The organism is Rhodococcus sp. YL-1 (assembly GCF_001942025.1).
Lineage (GTDB): Bacteria > Actinomycetota > Actinomycetes > Mycobacteriales > Mycobacteriaceae > Rhodococcus_F > Rhodococcus_F qingshengii.
On record NZ_CP017299.1, the window covers coordinates 4,867,954 to 4,889,673 of the forward strand.

Consider the following 21,720-nt stretch of genomic DNA (forward strand, 5'->3'; position numbering starts at 1 on the left):
CCCCACCACTACTCCCGACCTAACGCAACAGCGTGACAAAATGCGCGTCGAGCACCTGACTGATCACCTCTGGATTGGTTCGCTCGGGATTGTCGACGCCGTGCGACGCGAGCCCGTCGGCGAGCGCATGCAATCTCATCGCCTCGATGTCGACCGAGGCACCCGGCCGTAGAAAACCCGCTCGATGCGCCGCTTCCACGAACGAACGAAAGTGCTCGAACAAGGTCCGGTCTGTCTCGTCACGCACGGCCGTCAACGCCGAATCGGTCTGGGCGGCAGCAGCAAAGGCCTCCCAAACCTGCATTTCTTCACGCCGATCTTGGTCGAGGGGAACGAACTGATCGGTGAACTGACGGATCGCGCGGCGGATGTCGGGATCGAAGTCGATGCCGGCAATCCTTTCCTCCACCCGGACGGTCACGAGCGTCATCGCGAACAGCAAGAGTTCGGACTGCGTCGCGAAGAAGTGCCGTAGCGACCCCGTCGACATCTTCGCCTCGTCCGCGACCGCCCGGACGCTGGCGCTCGCCACACCGTCTCGACGGATCACACGCCACACGGCCTCGGCGATCTCTTCACGCCGCTCATCCGGACTGCTACGTTTCACCACTTCACAAAACTAACACAGCTGTGCTAGTTTTCAATCACTAACACAGTCGTACTAGAAATGAGCTGATGTCATGATCGTCCACTTGATCATCGCGTGCGAAATCATGTTCTGGGTGTTCATCGCCGCAGGTCTCGCGGCCCGCTATCTACTGCGCCGCAAAACGCTGGGCGCCGCACTGCTCATCTGCGCGCCCCTGGTGGATGTCGTACTGCTCGTCGCCACAGCCCTCGATCTTCGTGGCGGTGGCGAGGCGAACTTCACCCATGGGCTTGCCGCGGCCTACATCGGATTCTCCGTCGCGTTCGGACACAGCCTCATCTCCTGGGCCGACGCCAGGTTCGCCTACCGATTCGCCGGCGGCCCGGCTCCCGTCGCACCACCCAAGTACGGGAGTGCGCGAGCACTGCGCGAATGGCGCGAGTTCGGCAAAGCCGCGATCGCCTGGGCCGTCGCGTGCGGACTTCTCGGCGCGGCCATCTTCCTCGTCGACGACCCCACCCGTACTGGAGCCCTCGACGGATGGATCAGCAAGCTGACAGTGGTACTCGCAATCTGGGGAGCAATCGCTCTGAGCTACACGGTGTTTCCCAAGCGTGAGAAGGTCACGGCGCGCGGCTAGCCTCGACTGCCTGTTCGGTCGCGTCGCATACGATCACCGGACGCAGGACGAAAACCGGCAGCCTGCCCCCGTCTTCGGGTCGCGCAAGACGAAGTTTCAGCCCTTCGCTGCGTAGCAGGTACACCCCGGCCACAGTGCCCGAGACGAGCGAGATCACTCCGCCCACGATCAAGGGCGCACGTGGGTCCACGGAGTCGGCGAGCCAACCCAGCAACGGGCTTCCCAGCGGTGTGCCACCGAGGAAACTGAGCATGTAGATACCCATCACCCGCCCGCGCATCTCGGAAGGCACCGACATCTGCAGGATGTTCATCGCGGACGTCGTGAACGTCAACGTCAGTGCGCCCGTGGGGATCAACATCAGCGCCACCAACGCGTAGGTGGGCATCAATCCCACCGCGACCTCGAACACACCGAAAGCCACGGCGGCACCGAGGAACGTCCGCAACCGCGGCGCTTCCTTCCGTCTTGCGGCGTACGCAGCGCCGGCAAGGGTGCCCACGGCGAGCGTCGTGGACAGCAATCCGTAACCGTCGGCCTCGAGGCCGAACGTGTTGCGCGCCATCACCGCCAGGCTGATCGCGAAGTTCAGGCCGAAGGTCGAGACCATGAAGACCGACACCATGATCACGCGAAGGTCCTTGCGGCCCCATACATATCGGAACCCGTCGCGCACCTGCCCCTTGGTGCGCGGGGCCGGTTCCGACGGGATCAACTCCTTCTTGTTCATCAGGTAGAGCGCGATGAGCACCCCACCGAATGTCGCGACGTTGAGCAGGAACACCCACCCTGTTCCGATCAGGTTGATCAGCACACCCGAGATGGCCGGACCGACGATGCGGGCCGTGTTGAACGTCATGGAGTTGAGCGCGATGGCGTTGGACAGGTGCTCCTTGCCCACCATTTCGATGGTGAACGATTGACGCACGGGTGCGTCGAGCGCCGAGACACAGCCGAGGGCAAAGGCAATCAGGAAGACATGCCACAACGCGACGAGCCCACCGACGTCCAGCAGACCCAACACCAGCGCGCATACCGCACTCGCCCACTGCGTGAAGATCAGGATCCGACGCTTGTCGTACCGATCGGCAAGCACCCCACCCCACACCGACAAGAACAGCGTCGGGCCGAACTGCAAGGCCATGACGATGCCCACCGCCAGCGCGTTGCCGTCCGAGAGCGTCAGTACCAGCCAGTCCTGGGCGATGCGTTGCATCCACGTGCCGACCAGAGAAACGATCTGTCCGGAAGCCCAAAGGCGGTAGTTGCGGTTGTGGAGCGCGGCAAACATGCCGGAATCGGGGTCTCGGGGCACCCCACTATCTTGCCCCTCGAGTAATTCGTTTGGGCAACGACCTCTGGGTAGCGGAGCTACGCGACCTCTAACTCACGGAGCTACTCCGTCTTGTTGACCATCTCGGTGATGATCTCGACGGCACCGCGCAGCGTCGCGAGTTCTTCGCCACCCAGCCCGGCCAGCTGCTCGTTCATCCACGCCTCGCGCGCATGGGTTTCGTCCGCGAGCAACGCCTGCCCGGCGTCGGACAGATTCACGATGATCTGACGACCGTCCGTGGGATGCGGCGAGCGCTCGACCAGACCGAGCTCGGCGAGAGAAGCAACAACGCGCGTCATCGACGGCGGCTGCACTTTCTCACGTGCTGCGAGTACGCCAGGAGTCATCGGGCCGTACTGATCCAGGCTCGCCAAGGCGGACAGTTGCGTCAGCGATACCTGAGCGTCGACTCTGCGGCCGCGCAGATGCCTGGTGAGACGCACTACAGCCAGGGAAAGATCGCTGGCCAGCGCACGAGTTTCGGTGGTCACGCGTCAGACAATACGTCAAGAGCTGGCCGGTAGCTCACGTAATCGAATACCGGTCAACCCTGATTTCACGTAAGGGCGTCGGTAATGGGTCCGACAGTGAAGTAGGCCACAAAAAGTGCCGCCACGATCCAGAGCAACGGGTGGATCTTCTTGATACCACCGCTGGCAGCGTGCAGGACCACCCATGAAATGAAGCCGACGCCGATGCCGTTGGCGATCGAGTAGGTGAACGGCATGACGATCATGGTCAGGAACGCCGGGAGAGCAACCGAGAACTTGGTGAAATCGATGTCTCGGACCTGCCCGATCATCAGCGCACCGACGACGACGAGGGCAGGCGCAGCTGCCTCGATCGGCACGACGGAGTAGAGCGGCGTCAGGAACATCGCGACGAGGAAGAGCAGTCCGGTCACGACGTTTGCCAGGCCCGTGCGGGCGCCTTCGGCGATACCCGACGCGGATTCCACGAACACGGTGTTCGACGACGCCGAAGCGCCACCGCCCACGATCGCGCCCGCGCCTTCGACGACAAGCGCGCGACCGACGTTGGGGAGGTTTCCGTCCTTGTCGGTCAGGCCGGCTTCCTTACCGAGACCCGTCATCGTGCCCATGGCGTCGAAGAAATTCGCGAGCACGAGGGTGAAGACAAGCAGGCTGGCGGCCAGAACACCGATGCGGGTGAATGCGCCGAAGATGCTGACGTCGCCGACCAGGCTCAGATCAGGCATACCACCGAGCATCTCCGGGATCGCGGGGATGCTGAGGTTCCAGCCCTTGGGGTTGGTTCCGAGCGAGGGTCCGACGTCGGCAACTGCCTCGATGATCGCGGCGAGGATCGTCGTGACGACGATGCCGATCAGCAGTCCACCACGAACCTTGCGCACGACCAGAACACCCATGAGCAGCACACCGAAGATGAACACCACGGTCGGCCACGAAGCGATGGAGCCGTTGATTCCGAGTCCGACGGGAACCGTCGTACCGGCGGCATCGGGGATACGGCGGACGAATCCGGCGTCGACCAGTCCGATGAAGGCGATGAACATGCCGATACCGGCCGCGATCGCGGACTTCAATGCCGAGGGAATCGCATTGAACACCGCAGTTCGGAAACCGGTGAGTGCCAACAGAACGATGATCACACCGTCGATGACCACCAGGCCCATCGCCTCGGGCCAGGTGACCTGAGGTGCGATTGTGACGGCGAGCAGGCTGTTGATGCCGAGACCCGCGGCGATGGCAAACGGATAGTTGGCAACGACACCGAAGACGATGCTCATCAGGCCCGCAACCAGAGCGGTGACCGCAGCCACCTGGTTGACCGGAAGGATGTTGCCGAGAACGTCGGTCTTCGCTGCAGCGTCGTCAGCCGAGAAACTGCCGAGGATCAGGGGGTTGAGGACCACGATGTAGGCCATCGCCACGAAGGTGACGACACCGCCGCGAATCTCGGTCGAGATCGTCGACCCTCGTTCGCTGATCTTGAAATAGGTGTCGAGGATCTTGCCGGGTGCCGCCATGTTTGTTCTTTCCCCATCGCTGTAGGTCGCCGTGTGCCGGCGCACATGAAGCCGGTCGCACTAGGGAGAGTAGGCCACCGGGGTACGGGTAGCGTTAATTTTGTGACGGAGACTCGCAACACAACAGGCCTGATCGGCAAATTGTCCGCACCCGCGCCGGCACTGATCATCGGCACCGCGTTGTGGGTGATCGCCACGATCGTGGTCGCGGTGAGCGGCGATCGTTGGTCGGATGCACTCCCGATCTGTTACGCGGGTATCGGAGTCGGCTTCCTCGGCTTCGCTCTGTTCTCCATTCAACGACGCGCAGCTGTGCGCGGTGACAAGGGCGCACAACAGGGCGCCGGTCTGGTCGACTGAGCAGGTCGATTCACCCTTTCAGTATGGTAAGCCTACCCTGCACTCCAGTGTCGGTCTTAGCTTGTCAATGCTGAAAGGAACCACGTAGCCGTGAAGATCTCCCACCGAAATCGTTGGAAAAGCCGAGGACGTTGGACGAGACTGACATCCGTTGCTGTGGTCGCGTTGGTCGGCACAGCACTCGTCTCCTGCAGTTCGAACGACGACGCAGCAAGTAGTCCGTCGAGTTCCGGTGGTGGCGCCTTCCCCGTCACGATCGATCACGCTTTCGGCAGCACCACGATCGATTCCGAACCACAACGGATCGTCACCGTCGGTTACAACGACGAGCAGGCTCTGTTGGCTCTGGGCATCAAGCCCGTCGGAATGGTCAACCAGTACCCGGGCGAACCGGACGTCAACCGCACGTGGCCATGGGTCACCGGCCCTTGGGGCGGAACCGAACCGACCGTCGTCGGCAGCAATCCCGAAACCACGATCAGCGTCGAAAAGATCGCTGCGCTCGAGCCCGACCTGATCCTCGCGCTCTACTCGAGCATCGACAAAGACCTGTACAGCACACTTTCCGCGATCGCCCCGACCGTCGCGAAGGATCCGGCCTACGGCGACTACGCAACTCCGTGGCAGATCACGACGAAGACCGCAGCGAAGGCAGTGGGTCGCGAAGCCGACGGCGAGAAGTTGGTCGCCGATATCGACAAGCAGTTCGCCGACGCCAGAAGCGCTCACCCGGAATTTGCAGACCAGACCGCGGTGATCATCAGCGTCGACGCGACCCCGGAGTTCTACGCCTTCTCCTCCGAGGACGCCCGCGGACGGGTTCTCGGCAGTCTCGGATTCAAACCTGCTCCCGCGGTCGAGGCCTTGATGAACGGTGAGTTCTACGCGCCGATCTCCACCGAACGACTGGATCTTCTCGACGTGGACCGTCTCGTTGTCATCGGCAATCCCGATGCCGCACAGGCGGTCCGAAACAACCCTGGCTTCCAGCAACTCGACGTGGTCAAGGACAATCGCGTCGTCTACGTCAACGACGATCAGGCTCCGCAGGTCGGTGCGGCCTTGACCGCAAGCTCGGCACTGAGCTTGCCGTGGGCCACGAGCCAACTACTCGCCGAGCTCACGAAGTAACCAGCGCCCGGCGCTTTCTGATCTGCGCGGTTCCCCAGATCCACACCCCGGCCCACATCATCCCGAACGCCCAACCTGCCAGTACATCGGTCATCCAATGGGCAGCCAGGTAGACGCGGGAGAATCCGACGGCGATCGTGTACAGGCCGAGGCTCGCGAGCATTGCCATCTTCGCGAGCCTCGGCAAGGCAAGACGAAGGATCACGGCGGCAACCGAAGTCGCGAGTATCGCGCTCATCATCGCGTGGCCCGACGGGAACGAATACGAATCGATTTCGATCAATCTCTCCGGAACGGGTGGGCGGGTTCGCGTGAAGATGCGCTTCAATCCGCTCATCACGAGCAGACCGGTCAACATCGATCCGGCGATCAGCAGAGCTTCGGTACGCAGTCTCCGAACCAGAAGCACGATCGTGAGCAGCGTCGCGATCAGCCACGACGCGAGGGTTCCGCCGCTGTCGGTGATGACGTCGACGACGTCCACGAGCCACGCCGTCCGCTGACTCACTGCGCTGTCGAGTACCCACTGATCAAAAGACATCTGCCCTCACATTCCTTGCGGCAGAGTCCACGTACGCATCACGTGATGAACGCCGTCCGAGTCCACCCACCACGGCACGATCACCGTCGTCTCGACCGCCCCCGTCAGTTCCACCGTCAGTTCGTGATGGATCACTACCTCGCCGCTGGGTACCTCACGGCCGAGGGCTGCGAAGCCGAGAACTGCCTGCGGTTCGTTCGCCCACGTCGTGACGACGCCGGTGCTGCTCACTCGTCCGTGAACGGATGCAGACGCCGTCGCGACGTCGAGTAGATCTGCCAGTGCGTCGGCCGTCTCGAAGCTGCCGAGCACCACTCGTTGTGCAGGTAGTGCCGCTCCCAGCCACGGTCGGTCGAGAACAAGGGCGTCGCCGGGATCGACCAGATCGCCGGAAAGGCCTCGCACGAACGGAGGCAGGTGCAGTTCCTCCAGGTCGAGAACCCGTCGCTGCGCTGCCTCACCCAGTAGCCGGTGCGTCCGCGCGACGACGGCGGAGGCCGGCATCCGTAGTGGGTCCGCAAGCCGATCGAGCAGCAGCTGAGCCAGTTCCGGATCGTCGACGGTATCCGATGCCAGCAATCCGGAGAAGAATCCGGCGTCGGGGTGTTCGGCAGCATCGAGCAAGCCCTCGAAGGTGCGATCGCCCGGAGCGCGCAGCAAGCCCAGCACCTCACCGCCGAGTTCGGCATTCGAACGCAACCACCACGCCGTGTATCCACGACGGTCGGTGAGCAGCGCCCGCGTCGCCGGCGACTCGACCAGCAGCGACAACGCCTGCGGCCAGCGGTCTTCGTCCACGAGGTCGAGATCGCGCACGGCTTCGATGTATTCGGGGTCCTCGTCGAGGGTGTCCCACCATGCGTCTTCGGCGTCGAGATCGTGATCGGGGCCGGACGGCAATTCCTCACGGACCACCGTGAAACCCCACCCGACACCGACTACCCGTAGCGCCTGCTCCCCCACCCGCTGAACAAAATCAGCGTCGACGATGCCGAAGGGAGAATCCTCGACCAGGACGCTTGCAAGGGGAGCTCCCGGAAGCAGAAGTTGGTCGGCGGACCGCAATTCGCCTTCCGAATCAGGAAGCAGCACTTCACCGATCCACGACGGCAGCGCTCCTGGCGCCACGTGGGCCGCCAATCCGAGTACAACCTGCGCCAACTCCGTCGCTACCGAATCATCTTGGTCCGCAGCATCTTCGATCAATGCGCGCAGCGCCGGATCGGACAGCAGGTCGGTGGCACTCGCGGTCTGCGCTCCCAATCGAGAGAGCAACGGGTGAACCGCGACGGGATGAACCAACCTCGTCCACTGCACCGACGGCGCGTCTTCACCCAGTTCGACGCCGACGACGACGGTCCGCGGCCCGGTCACCGTCCGTCCGTCGGAGAGCGGAACCGGCAGTGTTCCAAGCTCTTCCACCGCAAGAGTGTCGATCACCAAGGGCTCGAGAGCCGAATAGAGTCGATTCCACCACTTCGGTTCACGTTCCGAACCGCTGAGCAGTTCCGCGATGCGCGCGAGCCCGATGCGGTGCGTCGACACTGCCGCGAGTGCTCGCTCGTGCTTGGGGCCGGAGAGCTCGGGGACAACCAGGCCGCCGATGATGTCGGTGAGCAACTCGGCAAGGTCATCACCGAGCCCGGGCACCACGGATGCTCGCTGCGGCGCGCGGTCGGGTTCACCGACCACCGGAAGCCACTCGTTTTCCTGCAGCTCCTTCAGAAGCGCTTCGCGCAGAAGCGAATCGGTTTCGCTGCGGGCAAAGGCAGGGATCGGGACGAGTGCCGTTCGCTGCCGAGGAGGTAGTGCAGCAAGGAACTTCGCGTACCCCTCGGCAAGCGGAGCGATCGGTGCAGCGGGCATGATGCGTCGCCGATCGGGTTGCATTGCAATGTCGGCAATGATGATCGCGGGGATCGACAGCTCCTCGTCGGATCGCGTCGGCGCCCGCAGGACGTCGTCTGCGACCGGCTCGACGACCCCGTCGCGGACCGGCACCAACCATCGCGCGTTCGGCGCGGTGTACTGCCACCACGTGCGATCACCGATCGCGATCTCGACGAGGCCGGAATCCAGCACCCGTTCCGATCGCCGAAAAGTTCTCTCACCCAGACGAATTGATCCGAGAGCCGGGAGTTCGAGCAGCAGGTCGACTGCCTCACGTGTCATCTGCGAAAGCAGCGCCGCGGCATCGACGTCCGGCCGAAGCGTCAGCACCACTTCCGAATCAGCACCATCGCTCGGCAATTCGCCAGACGGCCACACCAAACGAAGTACGGGGACACTGGTTTCCGGTACCGGGAGTTCGCGAGACTCGATCTCGCGCAGAGTGTGCGAGGCAGAGAATCGAATCGATCCCGTCGACGAGCGCAGTTCCACCTCGTCACTGACCGAGAGAACTGCCGAGAATCCGACGCCGAACCGTCCCGTCACACCTTCGTCGGCGTCGACCTTGTTCGACGCGCGCAGCGCGGTCAGCGCATGTACACCGGATTCGTCCAGTGGACGGCCCGTGTTCGCCACCGTCAGCGTCCGACCGTCCACATCCACCCACAAAGAGCCCTGGACGCCCTCGCGTGCAGCTGCATCGGCAGCGTTCTGCGCCAGTTCGGTGAGCAGACGGTCGCGGTACCCGGCCTTTGCGAGGTCGGATTCCGCAGCCGCGTCTTCACGCAATCGCGTCGGAGATTCCGACCACGCGCGCAGCGTCGCCTCGCGGAGTGCGTCCGTACCGAACGGATCTTCTACTCGGTGGATACCGAATCCTCAACTGCAACAGCGCTCGACGGGCGAGCGGGCACCGCAATCAGCTCGACGGCCCCGTCGTCGAATGCGTCGAACTGCGGCGAGCCCGCACCGAGCGGCAAGCTGGTGTCCGAGTGCGCGCCACAACCGTAGGACACGCTGACCACACGGCCGTCTGCGGAGAGTTCGTTTCCGCACACACCGAACGCTGCGTGCAGCGAACCGGCGAGTGGAAGGAAGAATCCACACAGTCCACACGTCGACGGCGCGGCCTTCGCCATCTCCGACTCCGGGCCGAAGTCACCGTCGAACCAACGCTGCGCGGCATCGAGTCGGCCCTCGCGGCTCATGACCTGTTTGCGGCCGAGCCCGATTTCGAGAGCTACCTCGTCGACTTCCGGGTCACCGGTGGCGACGTAGCCGGGAACGAGGCGAGGATCCTCGGCCGGCGGGGCGAGTAGGTCACCGACGGACAGATCGCCGGGACGAATCCGCTGATCCCATGGCAGCCATTCCGGCGCAACCAACGCGTCGGGACCCGGCAACAGCGCCAACTCACTGATCGTGGCGTGGGTGTCCTCCGGTCCGGCAGCGACGACAACCGCCCACTGCCAACCGCGGTATCCCGGAATGTCTGCTGCAAATCGATGGGTGGCGGCAAATTCGTCCTCCGACGTCACGCCGAGGTATGCCCCCACACCGCCTTCATGCAGGTCGACGACTGCCTTTCGGGCAAGCTCGACCGCATCGGCCAGTACTGGGCGCGGCACTGCACGCTCTGGAGAAGTAGCAACACTCACTCCTCCAGTTTGCCGCACCACCGCAAGTCCGCAACGCACTGGGCTGCCATGCTGGGCAGATGAGTAGGTCACACGCCAATTCCGTGCGCACTTTTGCAGTGGTCGCCGTGATCGCCTCGGCCTTGGCGGGGTGCTCCGATTCCCCCGGCGCTCCCGACAACCTCACGTCCGAAACCGGCTCCGTCGAGATCGTTCGAGTGTCCGCGCACGATCCCGACGCGTTCACGCAGGGCCTCGAGATCGACGGAAACCGGTTGTACGAAAGCACCGGACGCGTCGGGCAGTCCTGGGTGCGCTCGAGCGAGATCTCCGACGAGCAGTCCCCCGCTTCGGGACCGGAAGTTGCGCGTGCCGATCTCGACCCGCCGTTGTTCGGTGAGGGCATCACGGTTGCCGGAGACACACTGTGGCAACTCACCTGGAAAGACGGCGTTGCCATCGCCCGTGACAAGGACACCTTGACCGAACGAGGGCGGTTCCCACTCGACACCGAGGGATGGGGAATCTGTTCGCTCGGGGATCGGCTGGTCTCGAGCGACGGTTCGGCCACGTTGACCTTTCGCGATCCCGAAACCTTCGCGTCGATCTCGACCGTCGACGTCACCAGATCTTCGGAGTCCGTCGGCAAGCTGAACGAATTGGAATGCGCCGAAGACGGCTCCGTCTACGCCAATGTCTGGACCACGGACACCGTCGTCCGAATCGACCCGTCGGACGGCAGCGTCACGAACGTGTACGACGCTTCGCCGCTACGCGAAGAACTCGTCGCGGACGGATCGACCAGCACCGTCGACGTTCTCAACGGCATCGCGCAGATTCCCGGTACCGATCGATTCCTGCTCACCGGCAAGTATTGGCCGCAGATGTTCGAAGTCCGTTTTGTTAACTGAGTCCGACATGACACAGGACTCGCAGGGGTGTGCGTGGTAGCCGCGCCGACACTAGGACAGAATTGAGTGGTGACCGGACCGCGCGAACCCTACGACCCCGAAACTCGGCGAATCCACGACGAGCCGGAGGGGCAACAGGTGCACCCCGGTTACGACAATTACCCACCCGCGGCCCGCCCGGACAATTACCCACCTTCGGCCCGTCCCGCTGCCCGTCGCACGCCTTTGCCACCGCTGCATCCGATTCCCGAATCGCGGGGAGACTCCGAATCCGCGGCCGGTTCGAAGACGCCGGGGGCGGACGCTCCCAAGGCTCCACCGATGCCTCGCAAGCTCACCGTCACTCGCGTCGCAGCGATGCGCAGCCGCGAACTGACGAACAAGGGCATCGCGACCTTCCAGCGCGCGGCGAAGGCCGACGGCGCGGACAAGTCCGGTCTGACCGCTCTCACCTACGCGGTGATGACGAACAACGCGACCGACGCGGCGATCTCCGTCGCTCTGGCCAACACGCTGTTCTTCTCGGCCGCGACGGGCGAGGACAAGACCAAGGTCGCGCTCTATCTCCTGATCACGATCGCACCGTTCGCGGTCATCGCACCGCTCATCGGCCCCATGCTCGACCGGTTGCAGCGCGGACGCCGCATCGCACTCGCGTCGTCGTTCGGAATCCGGACGCTCCTCGCGGTGATCCTGGTCTTCAACTTCGACAGTTGGATCCTCTATCCGGCCGCGCTCGGCATGATGGTGCTCAGTAAATCGTTCTCGGTGCTCAAGAGCGCAGTGACACCACGCGTCCTACCACCGGAAATAGACCTGGTGCGCGTGAATTCGCGTCTGACGGTCTTCGGGCTGATCGGTGGAACGATCGGGGCCGGCGCTGTCGCAGGTGCGCTCGCGCTGGCTTTCGGTTCCACCGGCGCCTTGTGGTTCGCGGTCGCCGTCACCGTGTTCGGCGCATATCTGAGCATGCGAATCCCGTCGTGGGTCGAGGTCACCGAGGGTGAGGTACCCGCGACCATCACCTACCACCCGGACGAAGCGCATCACGCCGGCAGCGCCCCACCGCAGCCGGACGCCAAACCTGCCAAGGTCCGTCAGCCTCTCGGACGCGCCGTGATCATCGGACTCTGGGGCAACGGCACCATTCGCGTGCTCACCGGCTTCCTGACGCTCTACATCGCGTTCGTCGCCAAATCACGCACCGATCACGAGCCGCTCCAGCAGGCCATGATGCTCGGCCTGGTCGGCGCAGCAGCCGGTCTGGGTAACTTCGCCGGAAATGCCACGGGTGCGCGCCTCAAGCTCGGCCGGCCTGCCTTGATCGTGCTCCGGTGTACTGCGTCGGTGTGGATCATCGCGGTGATCGCAGCTCTGACGGACAACCTCATGACGGCCGCGCTTGCCACGCTCATCGCATCGGCCGCCAGCGCGCTCGCCAAGGTCTCACTCGACGCGTCACTCCAGCACGACCTGCCCGAGGAATCGATCGCGTCCGGATTCGGTAGATCCGAGACGGTTCTGCAGCTGAGCTGGGTACTCGGCGGCGCATTGGGGGTTCTGCTTCCGACCGAATACTGGATCGGGTTCACTGTTGTATCGGTGTTCCTGACGATCGGGCTTCTGCAGACCTTCCTGAGCTACCGAGGAAGCAGCCTCCTGCCCGGCCTCGGCGGGAAGCGACCCGATCTGGCCGAACAAGAAGTGACCGAAGTGATTTACACCGGTAAATCCAACCGAGGACAAGGAAGTACTCCGCAGTGATGATGCGCTCGAGAACAAAGAAGATCGTGGCAGCGATCAGTGTCCTGATGGTGGTGGCACTGGTTGCTTACGTCTCCGTTCTTTTCGTGATCATCAAGAACATCAACGACGACCCCGACAAGCTGCCGGTCATCACTGCATACGCACACGGCAAGACGATCGAAACGAACCCTGCCGGTTTCTGCACCATCGACCTGTCCCAGTGCGCCCAGGTGGGCGACATCTACGCACTCGACGTTCCAGCGGGCTACCCGCTGCAGCTGTCGTTGTCGACGGACGTCTCGGATGCGCAGTGGGCACTGCTCGCCGTCTACGAGGATGCCGACGGCAACCAGACCGGTGAGCCCCGAGTCTTCGAGCCCGGCGAGGCCCTGGCAGTGACGGTCGAGTCTTCGAGCGATCCCGTCAAGCAACTCGTCGGCGTCGAAATCCACCTCGCCGTCGGTGAGGGAAGCGAACAGGGACTGCTGATCTGGTCGATCAAGACCGCCTGATCCCCGGAACGTCGAAAATGCCCTGCACACCGATTGGTGTGCAGGGCATTTTGTTTCGAAGCCGTGTATGGCAGCTCGTATCGAGCGATCAGGTGTCGAGCTCGCGAGCGACGGCCCGGACGACCTCGGAGATCCGCTGAGCGGTCTTGCGGTCCGGGTACTTGCCGTTGCGCAGATCCGGCTGGACCTTCGCCTCGAGCAACGTGATCATGTCCTCGACCATGCCGTGCAACTGATCAGGGGTGTGCTTACGCTCGACGGGCTCACGACGCGTCGCCGTCGCGCCGCGCAACGACGGCGCCGGCTCGAGTACCTTCAGGCTCAGTGCCTGCGGACCGCGGCGGCCCGCAGCCATTCCGAACTCGACGCGCTGGCCGGCCTTCAAGCCTTCGACGCCCTCGGGGAGAGCGGAAGCACGGACGTAGACGTCCTCGCCCTCTTCCTGCGACAGAAAGCCGAAACCCTTTTCGACGTCGTACCACTTCACCTTGCCGGTCGGCACCGCGTTCACCTGCTCATCACTCGACTGGGGCGTCTGCCCCAATGTGCTCGGGAGGCTCTCGGAAGAGCCTCATGGCCTTGCTCGCATCGCTTCCGGTGGAAGAATGCAAAAGAACGCGCCCCACACTTGCTTCAGCGGGGCGCGCAGTCTGTTAACAGTCTACCTGTGACGAACCCGGGTCGGCACCCAGGTTTACAGGCACTATCCTCGTAGGTGTGGACCCTCAACCGAACCCGCGCACTTCCGGCACCGGAAACGGTCTGTTCCGTACGGCGATGGCACTGTTCATCGTCGGATTCCTGGCGATCGTGGCCATCTTCGCAGTCCATATCTTCAGCGACACCCCACCCGGCCTGGCGTTGTACCTGGTAGCACTCGCGTGCCCGATCGGCTTCCTCCTGGCCATCGTCTACACGCTCAGATCCGGTCGACGCGTGCGCTGATCACTCCCGCCTCCAACCGAAAGGTCACTGACCATGAGAATCCTCCTGAACGTGATCTGGCTGGTCTTCGGCGGCTTCTGGCTGGCGTTGGGTTACTTCGCCGCAGGCATCATCTGCTGCATCCTCATCATCACGATTCCCTTCGGAATCGCGGCATTCCGCATCGGCATCTACACACTGTGGCCGTTCGGTAAGACCGTCGTCGACAAGCCGACCGCTGGTGTCGGTTCGATGATCGGCAATGTCATCTGGGTGATCATCGCCGGTATCTGGTTGGCGATCGGACACATCGTCACCGCCGTCGCGATGGCGATCACGATCATCGGAATTCCGCTCGCGGTCGCGAACCTGAAGATGATTCCGATCTCGCTGATGCCGCTCGGCAAGGAGATCGTCGACGTGGACCGGGTGAATTACGCATAGTCGTGGACCGCGTCGATTACGCATAGCGGGCCCGCGGACCGAAGAACCCGACCACAGCAGTTGCTGTGGTCGGGTTCTCTGGTATCAGGTCGTATCAGCGGCCGAGGCTACCGAGTCCGGGGAGGTTACCGAGCGAACCGGTACCCGTTCCCGGGTTGCCCGGATCGACGGGGCCGACCGGCCCCTCGGAGACCACGATGGTCACGCTCGAAGCACGCGAAAGCACGCTCTTCGCAGTGACCTCGACGGTGACGCTGCCGACAGCGGTGGGGGTACCCGAGATGGTGCCGTCCTGTGCGAGGGACAGTCCGCCGGGCAGAGTGCCACTGGTGAGTGCAAAGGTTGCGCGCGCATCGGCGGCAGTGAGCTTCTGCGAATATGCCTTACCTACCTGAGCGGCAGGCAATTCGACGGTCGCGGGTAGCGGGTACGCGGCAACGACTGTCACCTTGCCCCCGTTGGTCGTCGACGCGATGGCGCCGGTCGAGGTGTCGAGCGCGAGGTTTTTGACCTTCTCCAGTGCCGGAACCTTGGTATCGGTCAGAGCGGTGGTGGCGCGGGTCGTCAGATCGACCGACCACAGGTGTCCGTTCATGACGTCCGCGACATATGCAATGCCTGCCGCAGCGTCGACGACCACGCCGTTGGGAATCGCGGTCGGAGACAGCGTGGTCTTCGACAGAATCGCGCCGGCCGGGGTGATCGCCCACAGGTTGGTTGCCCGGGTGTCGGTCATGTAGATGTTGCCGGTGTTCGTGTCGACATCGACGTCGACCGGGTAGAGGTTGTCGGCACGCACGATCGACTTGAGTGCTCCGCCCTTGCGTACGTCCGCCTGCCACAGCGTGCGGCCGTAATTCTCGTCGAAGAAGTTGGTGTCCGCGATGTAGAGGAAGCCGCGGACACTGTCGAAGGCGAGCTTGGTCGGCGTTGCCGACTTGTGGACCAGAATGCTCGACACGGCGTCGGCGGCGTTGGGGTCGACGACTCGGATGTTGCCGGACTTGTAGTCCGAGAAGTACGCGCGGTGTGTTGTGGGATCGACGACAACATCGTTGATCTGCGGACGCGAGCCGTCGGGGTTCTTCTCGCTCAGCGTGACCGTCTTTTCGACCTTCCCGGTCTTCGTGTCGACAATCGAGATCGCGCCGCCGTAGGAGGAGGACACGTATGCGCGTCCGAGGCTTGAGTCGACGGCAAGTGCCGACGGGTAACCGACGACGCCGTCGATGGTGCCGACGGACTTGCCGGTGTTCGTGTCGACGACGGACAACGAGCTGGTCGGTCCGCCGTACTGCGTGATGTATCCGCGGTGGGTTGCCGAGTCGACGACGATGTCGCCGGGCTGGGTTGCGGAATAGCTTCCGACAACACCGTGTGTCGGATCCTCGGGTGAGGCGTGTGCAGCGGGAGCAGTGACGGCCAGGCCGACAGCAGCAGCGGCAACGGCGAGTGACGCGGTGACCGCACGCCGACGGTATTGCAGTTTCATGAGGGGTGCCCTACTTCTTTGGAAGACTCTGCGAAACCTGCCCAAGCGAGGCAAGTCAGGCAAACCTAACCTAAGTTTCACAGTCGATGTTGAGACACGGGCCACAACCTTGGGTCCAGATCGACGCACCTCTCAATCGCCCGAAATTCTATTTCCGCATAACGTGTGACCTTGCTCACATTACGGGTGAATAACGGAACGGACACAACCGGACATTCACTCGGGCACCCCCACCTACCTGGGAAGAGTCTCCTGCGCTTTGTGTGACGCGTTGTACGTCTTTCGCCACGCCGCGTTATCAAATGGTGACACGAGCGACTCGAGCCGTTACCGTCGTTTTCGGCCGGGAAACTCGGCCACCTCCGGCCCGCCGCGCCAAGCCTTGTCCCGCGGGTACCGGACTTCCGACAGAGCATTCCAGGGACGAGGACGGGGGACCCAAAGTCCTCTGTGAGAACAGAAAAGTTCTCCAGTGGACACCGGTTCGATCGCAAGACCGAATCTTGGGGTGAAGCCAGACCCTTTCCAGCCAGGAAAGGCGAGGCCGGGCGACCTCTCAGCCCGAACCCGACAGCTGACCTCGCAGGCGCGTGTGGAGAGGATTTCGACCATCATGAGCGGACGCCATCGCAAGCCCACCACCACCGGCCGCACTGTCGCCAAGGTCGCCGTCACCGGCGCCATCATGGGCGTAGCAGGAATTGCAGCCACCGGAACCGCAAACGCTGCCCCCGACTCCGACTGGGATCGTCTCGCCCAGTGTGAGGCCGGCGGAAACTGGGCCATCAACACAGGCAACGGTTACCAGGGCGGACTGCAGTTCTCCCCCAGCACGTGGAACGCACACGGCGGCGGACAGTACGCAGCCACCGCAAACCAGGCCACTCGCGAGCAGCAGATCGTTGTTGCCGAGCGTGTTCTCGCAAACCAGGGTTGGGGCGCATGGCCGTCCTGCTCCTCCAGCCTCGGGCTGAGCAGCGGCGCCACCGAGCGTTCCGCTCCGGCCACGACGGCTCCTCAGGCAGCTCCGGCTCCGGCGCAGCAGGTCGCACAGACCGTTGCTCACCCGGTCGCCGACGCCATCGATCAGGCAATCGCATTCGCCGAGGCCAACGGCATCCCGGTCGACCCGCAGATCCTCGCAGTCGCCGACACCGCGAAGTCGTTCCTCAAGTAACACCGGCAAGACTGTCCGCTCGGACGCTCGAACATCAAGAAGGCCCGCACCGATTCGGTGCGGGCCTTCTTCGTGTCGAGTTGTTATCGGTTGATGACGGTGTGCGGGTGTACGTAAGGAAGTGACTCCACCGGAACCGGAAAGGTGGTGTCCTCGCCGAAGGGTGAAAGTCCACCTGCGCGGGTCGATGACAATTCGGTCACTGCGTGATCTCCGTCTGCAGTTTCCGGCCATCCTGGATCTACATAGTGTTGCTTCGAATTGTTGGCCACGAAGTCATTTTGACAGGACGCCGTTACGCCGTACAGACCAGGTCTCTAATCTGATACCTGATGACCGAAACACGTGGCACCCCGGCGGGCAGTTCCGCAGCCGAAAGTCTGACCGATTGGCTCTCGGCGCGCAGTGACGCCGAGTTGACGGAGTTGCTGCGTCTGCGCCCCGATCTGGCCGTACCGCCGCCGAGCACGATGGTGGTTCTCAGCGGTCGGGCACAGCAACGCGCGTCGGTCAGCCGAGCCGCGGACGAACTCGACACCCTCGATTTCGGTCTTCTCGAATTGTTGGCACTGGCCGGCGCCGAGGAAACTCCGATGACGCGGGCGGAGCTCAACAGTGCGATCGCCGAACGCGCCCTGACCGGCAAGGGCAAGGTCACCAAGAAGGCCGTCGACAAGTCTCTGTCGAAGATGCGCGCGTCCGCCCTCATCTGGGGTGTCGATCCCATCAGCGTCGTCCCGGCAGTCATCGGGATGATTCCGTGGCGTGTGGGGCGCGCCCTCGAACCTGCCGAGGCAATGACCGAGACCGAGATCTCGGCTGCGCTCAACGCTCTGGACACCCGCGAGCGGGATCTCCTCGAGACACTCGCCAACTCCAGCCCGATCGGTCGCACCCGCGACGCTGCCCCCGGAACGCCGCCTGAGCGCCCGGTTCAACGACTGCTGGCGGCCGGCCTGCTGCGGTGGCTCGACGAGCAGACCGTCGAGCTTCCGGCGACGGTTCGTCAGGTCATCCGCGGCGAGCCGGTTTTCGATCCGACGACGCTGACCGCACCTGTCATCGGGGGCGACAAACTCAAGCCGGCGGACGTGAACGCCGCAGCAGCCGGCGAGGCGCTCGAGTTGGTACGCCAATGCGAGAACGTGATCGCTGTTCTGGGCGCAGCGCCGGCCCCCGCACTGCGAGCCGGTGGGCTCGGTGTTCGAGAACTACGACGCGTGGCCAAGACGGCCGATCTCGACGAAGCGCGCGTGAGCCTACTTGTCGAGTTGCTCTCGGCAGCCGGACTCATCGCCAGTGGAACACCAGATCCGGCGCCGGTCTCGGACAACGCGGACGAATACTGGACGCCCACGCTCGCGGTCGACGGCTGGCTGAACGCGTCCACAGCGCGACGGTGGGAGGTCCTGGCGTCCGCCTGGGTCGACGTACCTCGAGTCCCGTGGATGATCGGGCTGCGCGATTCCACCGACAAGCCGATCGCGGCGTTGTCCGAGGAGGGCCGCGCTCCGGCGGCTCCGCGAGATCGTCAGGCCATTCTCGGGCTGCTCTCCGAACTCGACAGCGGCCAGACCGCGTCGGCCGTCGAGGTAAGTCGGCTGCTGGCGTGGCGACGCCCGCGATGGAGCGGGCGCCTGCGGACGTTCGCGATCGAGCGGACTCTGGACGAGGCCGCCGCTCTCGGGCTGGTGGCCCGCGGCGCGTTGTCGTCACCTGGACGAGCCTTGCTGCACGGCGGGGACGCCGAAGCCGAAATGCAGTCCGCGCTACCCGAGCCCATCGACTACATCCTGGTCCAGGCGGATCTGACTCTGGTTGCGCCCGGCCCGCTGGTACCGGACCTGCTCGAGCAGGTGAGCCTGGTCGCAGACATCGAGTCGGCCGGATCGGCGTCCATGTACCGCATCAGCGAGGACAGCGTGCGTCGTGCGCTCGACGCCGGTCTGACGGCCACCGAACTGCATACGATGTTCGCTTCGAAATCGAAGACTCCTGTCCCCCAATCACTTTCGTATCTGGTCGACGATGTCGCCCGTCGACACGGACGACTGCGTGCCGGAGTGGCGGCGTCGTTCATTCGATGTGAGGACGCGTCACTGCTGGCGGAGGTCCTCGCATCCGCAGTGGCCGAGCCGTTGGCACTGCGCGCCTTGGCTCCCACCGTCGCGATTTCGCAGGCCCCTCTCCGCGAAGTCCTGACCGAGCTGCGAGCCGCCGGATTCGCGCCGGCAGGTGAGGACTCCTCGGGCACGTTGGTCGATCTCCGCCCACGCGGGGCACGTGTACCCAACCGTCGCAGCCGACCGGCGTCGAGGATGCCGGCGAGCCCGTCGGCGGATCAGCTGGCGTCGTTGGTCCGCACGATGCGGGCCGGAGACCGTGCTTCCGCCCCCGGCCGCGGCGGAGTGCGAACGGACGGTTCACGGGAGAACAACGCCGCCACCATCGCCTTGCTGGCCACGGCGGCCCGAGACAATTCGAGCGTCAACATCGGCTACGTCGACGCCCAGGGGGTCGCGACGCATCGCATCGTCGACCCCGTCAGCGTGGGCGGCGGACAGCTGGACGCCTTCGACCCCGCGAGCGGCGCGGTTCGCCGTTTCACGTTGCACCGAATTACTTCCGTCAGCCCCGTCGACTCCGGAAAAAAGTAGCAAAAAAGAAGCAACTGGCTTTTTTCTGTAAATGAAGTATGGTCGAGGTCAGTTTGTGATTGCCACTTCGAAAAATGAGGAGCGACAATGGCTGACAAGGCGCCGGGTAAGAACATGAAGAAACCCGCCCAGTCGATCAAGGAACGCCGCGCGGAGAAGCGGGCGAAATCTGCGGAGTCTTCCGAGTTCATCCGTAAGCGGAAGCGGAGCTGACAGCAAAGTCCAGAGAAGACGAGCTGATTGCGAAGCTGACCAATGCCTGCCCCCACCGACACCCTTGTGCACCTGCACGAAACGTTCAACCTGTTCAAGTCACGTAATCGAGGAACTGACGCACGCTCGCGCGGGTACGCAGCGGGCATGACCCTCGCTTCACTCTGCGTCCTCGACGAACACGCTCGGCAATCCGGAATACTTCTATCGGATTTACCGCAGAAAGAGAATCAACCATCGTGAAAAGAACAATCCATACCCTGGACCGCATTCAAACAAGACTCGAATCGGAGCTTGATTCCACTCCGGGTGATTCCGAAAAGAATATCGGTTACCGGTCCGGAATTTCCGAAGCTATTACTCATGTAATGGAAATGCGGAAGTCAGTGGTCGCGCAGAAATAGGAGACGCATCGATTAGGCGCTCACCCCAATAACTGCCGCACACCACCCATAAGAAAGACGACCTGGTCCTCGTAGAAGTCGGCAAGCCGCTCCGGCGCGAGCGGCTTGCCACTTCCGCTCCAATCGTCCGCCCGGCTCAACGCCTGGAGGAAGCCCATCAAGGCAATCGCCCAGCGAGTCTCGAGCCGTTCGGGATCGGTAGCAGGAAAAGTACGACGGACCTGGTCGAGAAGATGTTCACGCAAGTGCAGCTCGGTCGCCTCGAGGGCTGGATGGCCCGGTCGTGACATCTGCGGCTGCGAGATCTGCGTGACGATTCTGATCCATCGCATTCCCCGCGTGCGATGGCGAAGGAGCAATGCCTTGTAGGGCGCAGTGACGGCCCGTACCAGCGCCTCGACCGTCGGCGGCGTCTTGTCGGCGGAGAGGGCGTCGACGTTCGCGCTGATCTGATCTCGCACCGACGTTCCCATGTCCAACAGCACCGCTGCGACCAGATCGTCCTTGGTTCCGAAATGGTAGTGGACCGATGACGGCCCGAGACCGGCCGCGGCGTTGACCGAGCGCAGCGAAACTGCATCCAATCCCTCTGTCGCGAAAAGCCGTTCAGCAGTTTTGAGCAAACGCAGACGCGTCGCGTCGCCTTGACGGTTCTGCCGGGAGTCGGTCATACGAACGAGCTTCGCACGGGCTCGACAAACGTCTCAACCGTGGCGAACGCGGAGTCAGAGTGATTCACGGTGTGCTCGCACCCTGTTGTCGCGATCCACCCAGCCGTGGGCGCGTGCGTAGACCACCATCGCGGAGAACTTCTGTCTCCACTCGGTGTTTCCGATCCGGGCAGCGACGGCTTGCTCCAAGTGGCCGATGTCGAGCCAGACGTGATCCCCCTCGAGTTCCCCCCACGGTTCCAGTACCCGACTCAGAGTCTCGGATCGATCGTCGCCGCCAACGACGACCGAGAGACTGGTGAAGTCGTCGACACTGTTCAGTTCGACGGTCGAGGAGTCGGGGGTGATTGTGACGTCCAGTTGCATACCTCTTCAATACTCCTTCGGAAAGTACTTGGTTCAGTCGATCGACTTGCAACCACGATATCCGACGT

Annotated in this window: 23 protein-coding genes and 1 riboswitch; of the genes, 11 read left to right on the forward strand and 12 right to left on the reverse strand. The window is 63.4% G+C overall.

Annotation, left to right across the window (positions count from 1 at the left end; all coding sequences use genetic code 11):
- Nucleotides 1-19: 19 nt before the first annotated feature.
- On the reverse strand, nucleotides 20-610 hold the full coding sequence (locus BH682_RS22480; RefSeq protein ID WP_037128521.1) for a TetR/AcrR family transcriptional regulator: 591 nt from the start codon (nucleotides 608-610) through the stop codon (nucleotides 20-22).
- A 70-nt stretch (nucleotides 611-680) separates the two neighbouring features.
- Between BH682_RS22480 and BH682_RS22485 the strand changes: the two genes are divergently transcribed.
- Nucleotides 681-1,229 carry a hypothetical protein gene (locus BH682_RS22485; protein ID WP_003940103.1) on the forward strand — a complete coding sequence of 183 codons (549 nt, stop codon included), beginning with the start codon at nucleotides 681-683 and terminating at the stop codon, nucleotides 1,227-1,229.
- Here BH682_RS22485 and BH682_RS22490 read toward each other — a convergent pair.
- From BH682_RS22490 to BH682_RS22500, 3 genes are all read right to left on the reverse strand, one after another.
- Entirely contained in the window at nucleotides 1,213-2,520 is a 1,308-nt protein-coding gene (locus BH682_RS22490) for an MFS transporter (RefSeq protein ID WP_007733487.1), read from the reverse strand. The two genes, BH682_RS22485 and BH682_RS22490, sit on opposite strands and share 17 nt — an antisense overlap.
- A gap of 104 nt (nucleotides 2,521-2,624) precedes the next feature.
- Nucleotides 2,625-3,056: a MarR family winged helix-turn-helix transcriptional regulator gene (locus tag BH682_RS22495; protein WP_003939901.1), complete on the reverse strand. Its 432-nt coding sequence runs from the start codon at nucleotides 3,054-3,056 to the stop codon at nucleotides 2,625-2,627.
- A gap of 65 nt (nucleotides 3,057-3,121) precedes the next feature.
- Nucleotides 3,122-4,576, reverse strand: a complete 1,455-nt coding sequence (locus BH682_RS22500) for an NCS2 family permease (protein WP_003940242.1) — start codon at nucleotides 4,574-4,576, stop codon at nucleotides 3,122-3,124.
- 102 nt (nucleotides 4,577-4,678) lie between these two features.
- Here BH682_RS22500 and BH682_RS22505 point away from each other — a divergent pair, with 102 nt between their 5' ends.
- Together BH682_RS22505 and BH682_RS22510 are read left to right on the forward strand one after the other, a co-directional pair.
- Complete coding sequence (locus BH682_RS22505) at nucleotides 4,679-4,936, forward strand: DUF2530 domain-containing protein (RefSeq protein WP_007733492.1); 258 nt, start codon at nucleotides 4,679-4,681, stop codon at nucleotides 4,934-4,936.
- Between the two features lie 90 nt (nucleotides 4,937-5,026).
- Nucleotides 5,027-6,067: an iron-siderophore ABC transporter substrate-binding protein gene (locus tag BH682_RS22510; protein WP_058037819.1), complete on the forward strand. Its 1,041-nt coding sequence runs from the start codon at nucleotides 5,027-5,029 to the stop codon at nucleotides 6,065-6,067.
- Here BH682_RS22510 and BH682_RS22515 read toward each other — a convergent pair.
- From BH682_RS22515 to BH682_RS22525, 3 genes are all read right to left on the reverse strand, one after another.
- Nucleotides 6,057-6,608 carry a phosphatase PAP2 family protein gene (locus BH682_RS22515; protein WP_050654714.1) on the reverse strand — a complete coding sequence of 184 codons (552 nt, stop codon included), beginning with the start codon at nucleotides 6,606-6,608 and terminating at the stop codon, nucleotides 6,057-6,059. The genes BH682_RS22510 and BH682_RS22515 overlap by 11 nt on opposite strands.
- A 6-nt stretch (nucleotides 6,609-6,614) precedes the next feature.
- Entirely contained in the window at nucleotides 6,615-9,287 is a 2,673-nt protein-coding gene (locus BH682_RS22520) for a sacsin N-terminal ATP-binding-like domain-containing protein (protein ID WP_075834164.1), read from the reverse strand.
- Between the two features lie 68 nt (nucleotides 9,288-9,355).
- Entirely contained in the window at nucleotides 9,356-10,177 is an 822-nt protein-coding gene (locus BH682_RS22525; protein WP_030535360.1) for a DUF3027 domain-containing protein, read from the reverse strand.
- Nucleotides 10,178-10,215: 38 nt separating this feature from the next.
- Between BH682_RS22525 and BH682_RS22530 the strand changes: the two genes are divergently transcribed.
- The 3 genes from BH682_RS22530 (at nucleotide 10,216) to BH682_RS22540 (ending at nucleotide 13,304) form a co-directional block, all read left to right on the forward strand.
- The gene (locus tag BH682_RS22530) at nucleotides 10,216-11,046 is read left to right on the forward strand and encodes a glutaminyl-peptide cyclotransferase (protein WP_075834166.1); all 831 of its coding nucleotides are present in this window, start codon (nucleotides 10,216-10,218) and stop codon (nucleotides 11,044-11,046) included.
- A gap of 69 nt (nucleotides 11,047-11,115) precedes the next feature.
- Entirely contained in the window at nucleotides 11,116-12,810 is a 1,695-nt protein-coding gene (locus tag BH682_RS22535) for an MFS transporter (protein ID WP_223304424.1), read from the forward strand.
- A gap of 26 nt (nucleotides 12,811-12,836) precedes the next feature.
- Entirely contained in the window at nucleotides 12,837-13,304 is a 468-nt protein-coding gene (locus BH682_RS22540) for a DUF2771 domain-containing protein (protein WP_223304425.1), read from the forward strand.
- Between the two features lie 88 nt (nucleotides 13,305-13,392).
- Here the strand turns inward: BH682_RS22540 and BH682_RS22545 are convergent, their stop codons facing one another.
- Nucleotides 13,393-13,806 carry a cold-shock protein gene (locus tag BH682_RS22545; RefSeq protein WP_007733502.1) on the reverse strand — a complete coding sequence of 138 codons (414 nt, stop codon included), beginning with the start codon at nucleotides 13,804-13,806 and terminating at the stop codon, nucleotides 13,393-13,395.
- A gap of 215 nt (nucleotides 13,807-14,021) precedes the next feature.
- Between BH682_RS22545 and BH682_RS22550 the strand changes: the two genes are divergently transcribed.
- Nucleotides 14,022-14,249, forward strand: a complete 228-nt coding sequence (locus BH682_RS22550; RefSeq protein ID WP_003940194.1) for a hypothetical protein — start codon at nucleotides 14,022-14,024, stop codon at nucleotides 14,247-14,249.
- Nucleotides 14,250-14,282: 33 nt separating this feature from the next.
- Nucleotides 14,283-14,672, forward strand: a complete 390-nt coding sequence (locus BH682_RS22555) for a YccF domain-containing protein (RefSeq protein ID WP_075834168.1) — start codon at nucleotides 14,283-14,285, stop codon at nucleotides 14,670-14,672.
- Nucleotides 14,673-14,766: 94 nt separating this feature from the next.
- Here the strand turns inward: BH682_RS22555 and BH682_RS22560 are convergent, their stop codons facing one another.
- Nucleotides 14,767-16,164, reverse strand: coding sequence for a YncE family protein (locus BH682_RS22560; RefSeq protein ID WP_075834170.1), 1,398 nt, complete (start codon nucleotides 16,162-16,164; stop codon nucleotides 14,767-14,769).
- Between the two features lie 395 nt (nucleotides 16,165-16,559).
- Nucleotides 16,560-16,769, forward strand: a riboswitch (cyclic di-AMP (ydaO/yuaA leader).
- An 8-nt stretch (nucleotides 16,770-16,777) separates the two neighbouring features.
- Between BH682_RS22560 and BH682_RS22565 the strand changes: the two genes are divergently transcribed.
- Entirely contained in the window at nucleotides 16,778-17,341 is a 564-nt protein-coding gene (locus tag BH682_RS22565) for a transglycosylase family protein (protein ID WP_003939675.1), read from the forward strand.
- Between the two features lie 83 nt (nucleotides 17,342-17,424).
- Here the strand turns inward: BH682_RS22565 and BH682_RS36785 are convergent, their stop codons facing one another.
- Nucleotides 17,425-17,613 carry a hypothetical protein gene (locus tag BH682_RS36785; protein WP_019744939.1) on the reverse strand — a complete coding sequence of 63 codons (189 nt, stop codon included), beginning with the start codon at nucleotides 17,611-17,613 and terminating at the stop codon, nucleotides 17,425-17,427.
- A gap of 60 nt (nucleotides 17,614-17,673) precedes the next feature.
- On the opposite strand from BH682_RS36785, the gene BH682_RS22575 reads away from it, so the two are divergent.
- Nucleotides 17,674-19,998, forward strand: a complete 2,325-nt coding sequence (locus BH682_RS22575) for a helicase-associated domain-containing protein (protein ID WP_075834172.1) — start codon at nucleotides 17,674-17,676, stop codon at nucleotides 19,996-19,998.
- 87 nt (nucleotides 19,999-20,085) lie between these two features.
- The gene (locus BH682_RS37110) at nucleotides 20,086-20,211 is read left to right on the forward strand and encodes a hypothetical protein (protein ID WP_003940363.1); all 126 of its coding nucleotides are present in this window, start codon (nucleotides 20,086-20,088) and stop codon (nucleotides 20,209-20,211) included.
- A gap of 424 nt (nucleotides 20,212-20,635) precedes the next feature.
- On the opposite strand, the gene BH682_RS22585 is transcribed toward BH682_RS37110, so the two are convergent.
- A complete protein-coding gene (locus BH682_RS22585; RefSeq protein ID WP_075834174.1) occupies nucleotides 20,636-21,286 on the reverse strand; it encodes a TetR/AcrR family transcriptional regulator in 651 nt (216 codons plus the stop codon).
- Nucleotides 21,287-21,340: 54 nt separating this feature from the next.
- Nucleotides 21,341-21,652: a hypothetical protein gene (locus BH682_RS22590; RefSeq protein WP_064073975.1), complete on the reverse strand. Its 312-nt coding sequence runs from the start codon at nucleotides 21,650-21,652 to the stop codon at nucleotides 21,341-21,343.
- Nucleotides 21,653-21,720: the final 68 nt, after the last annotated feature.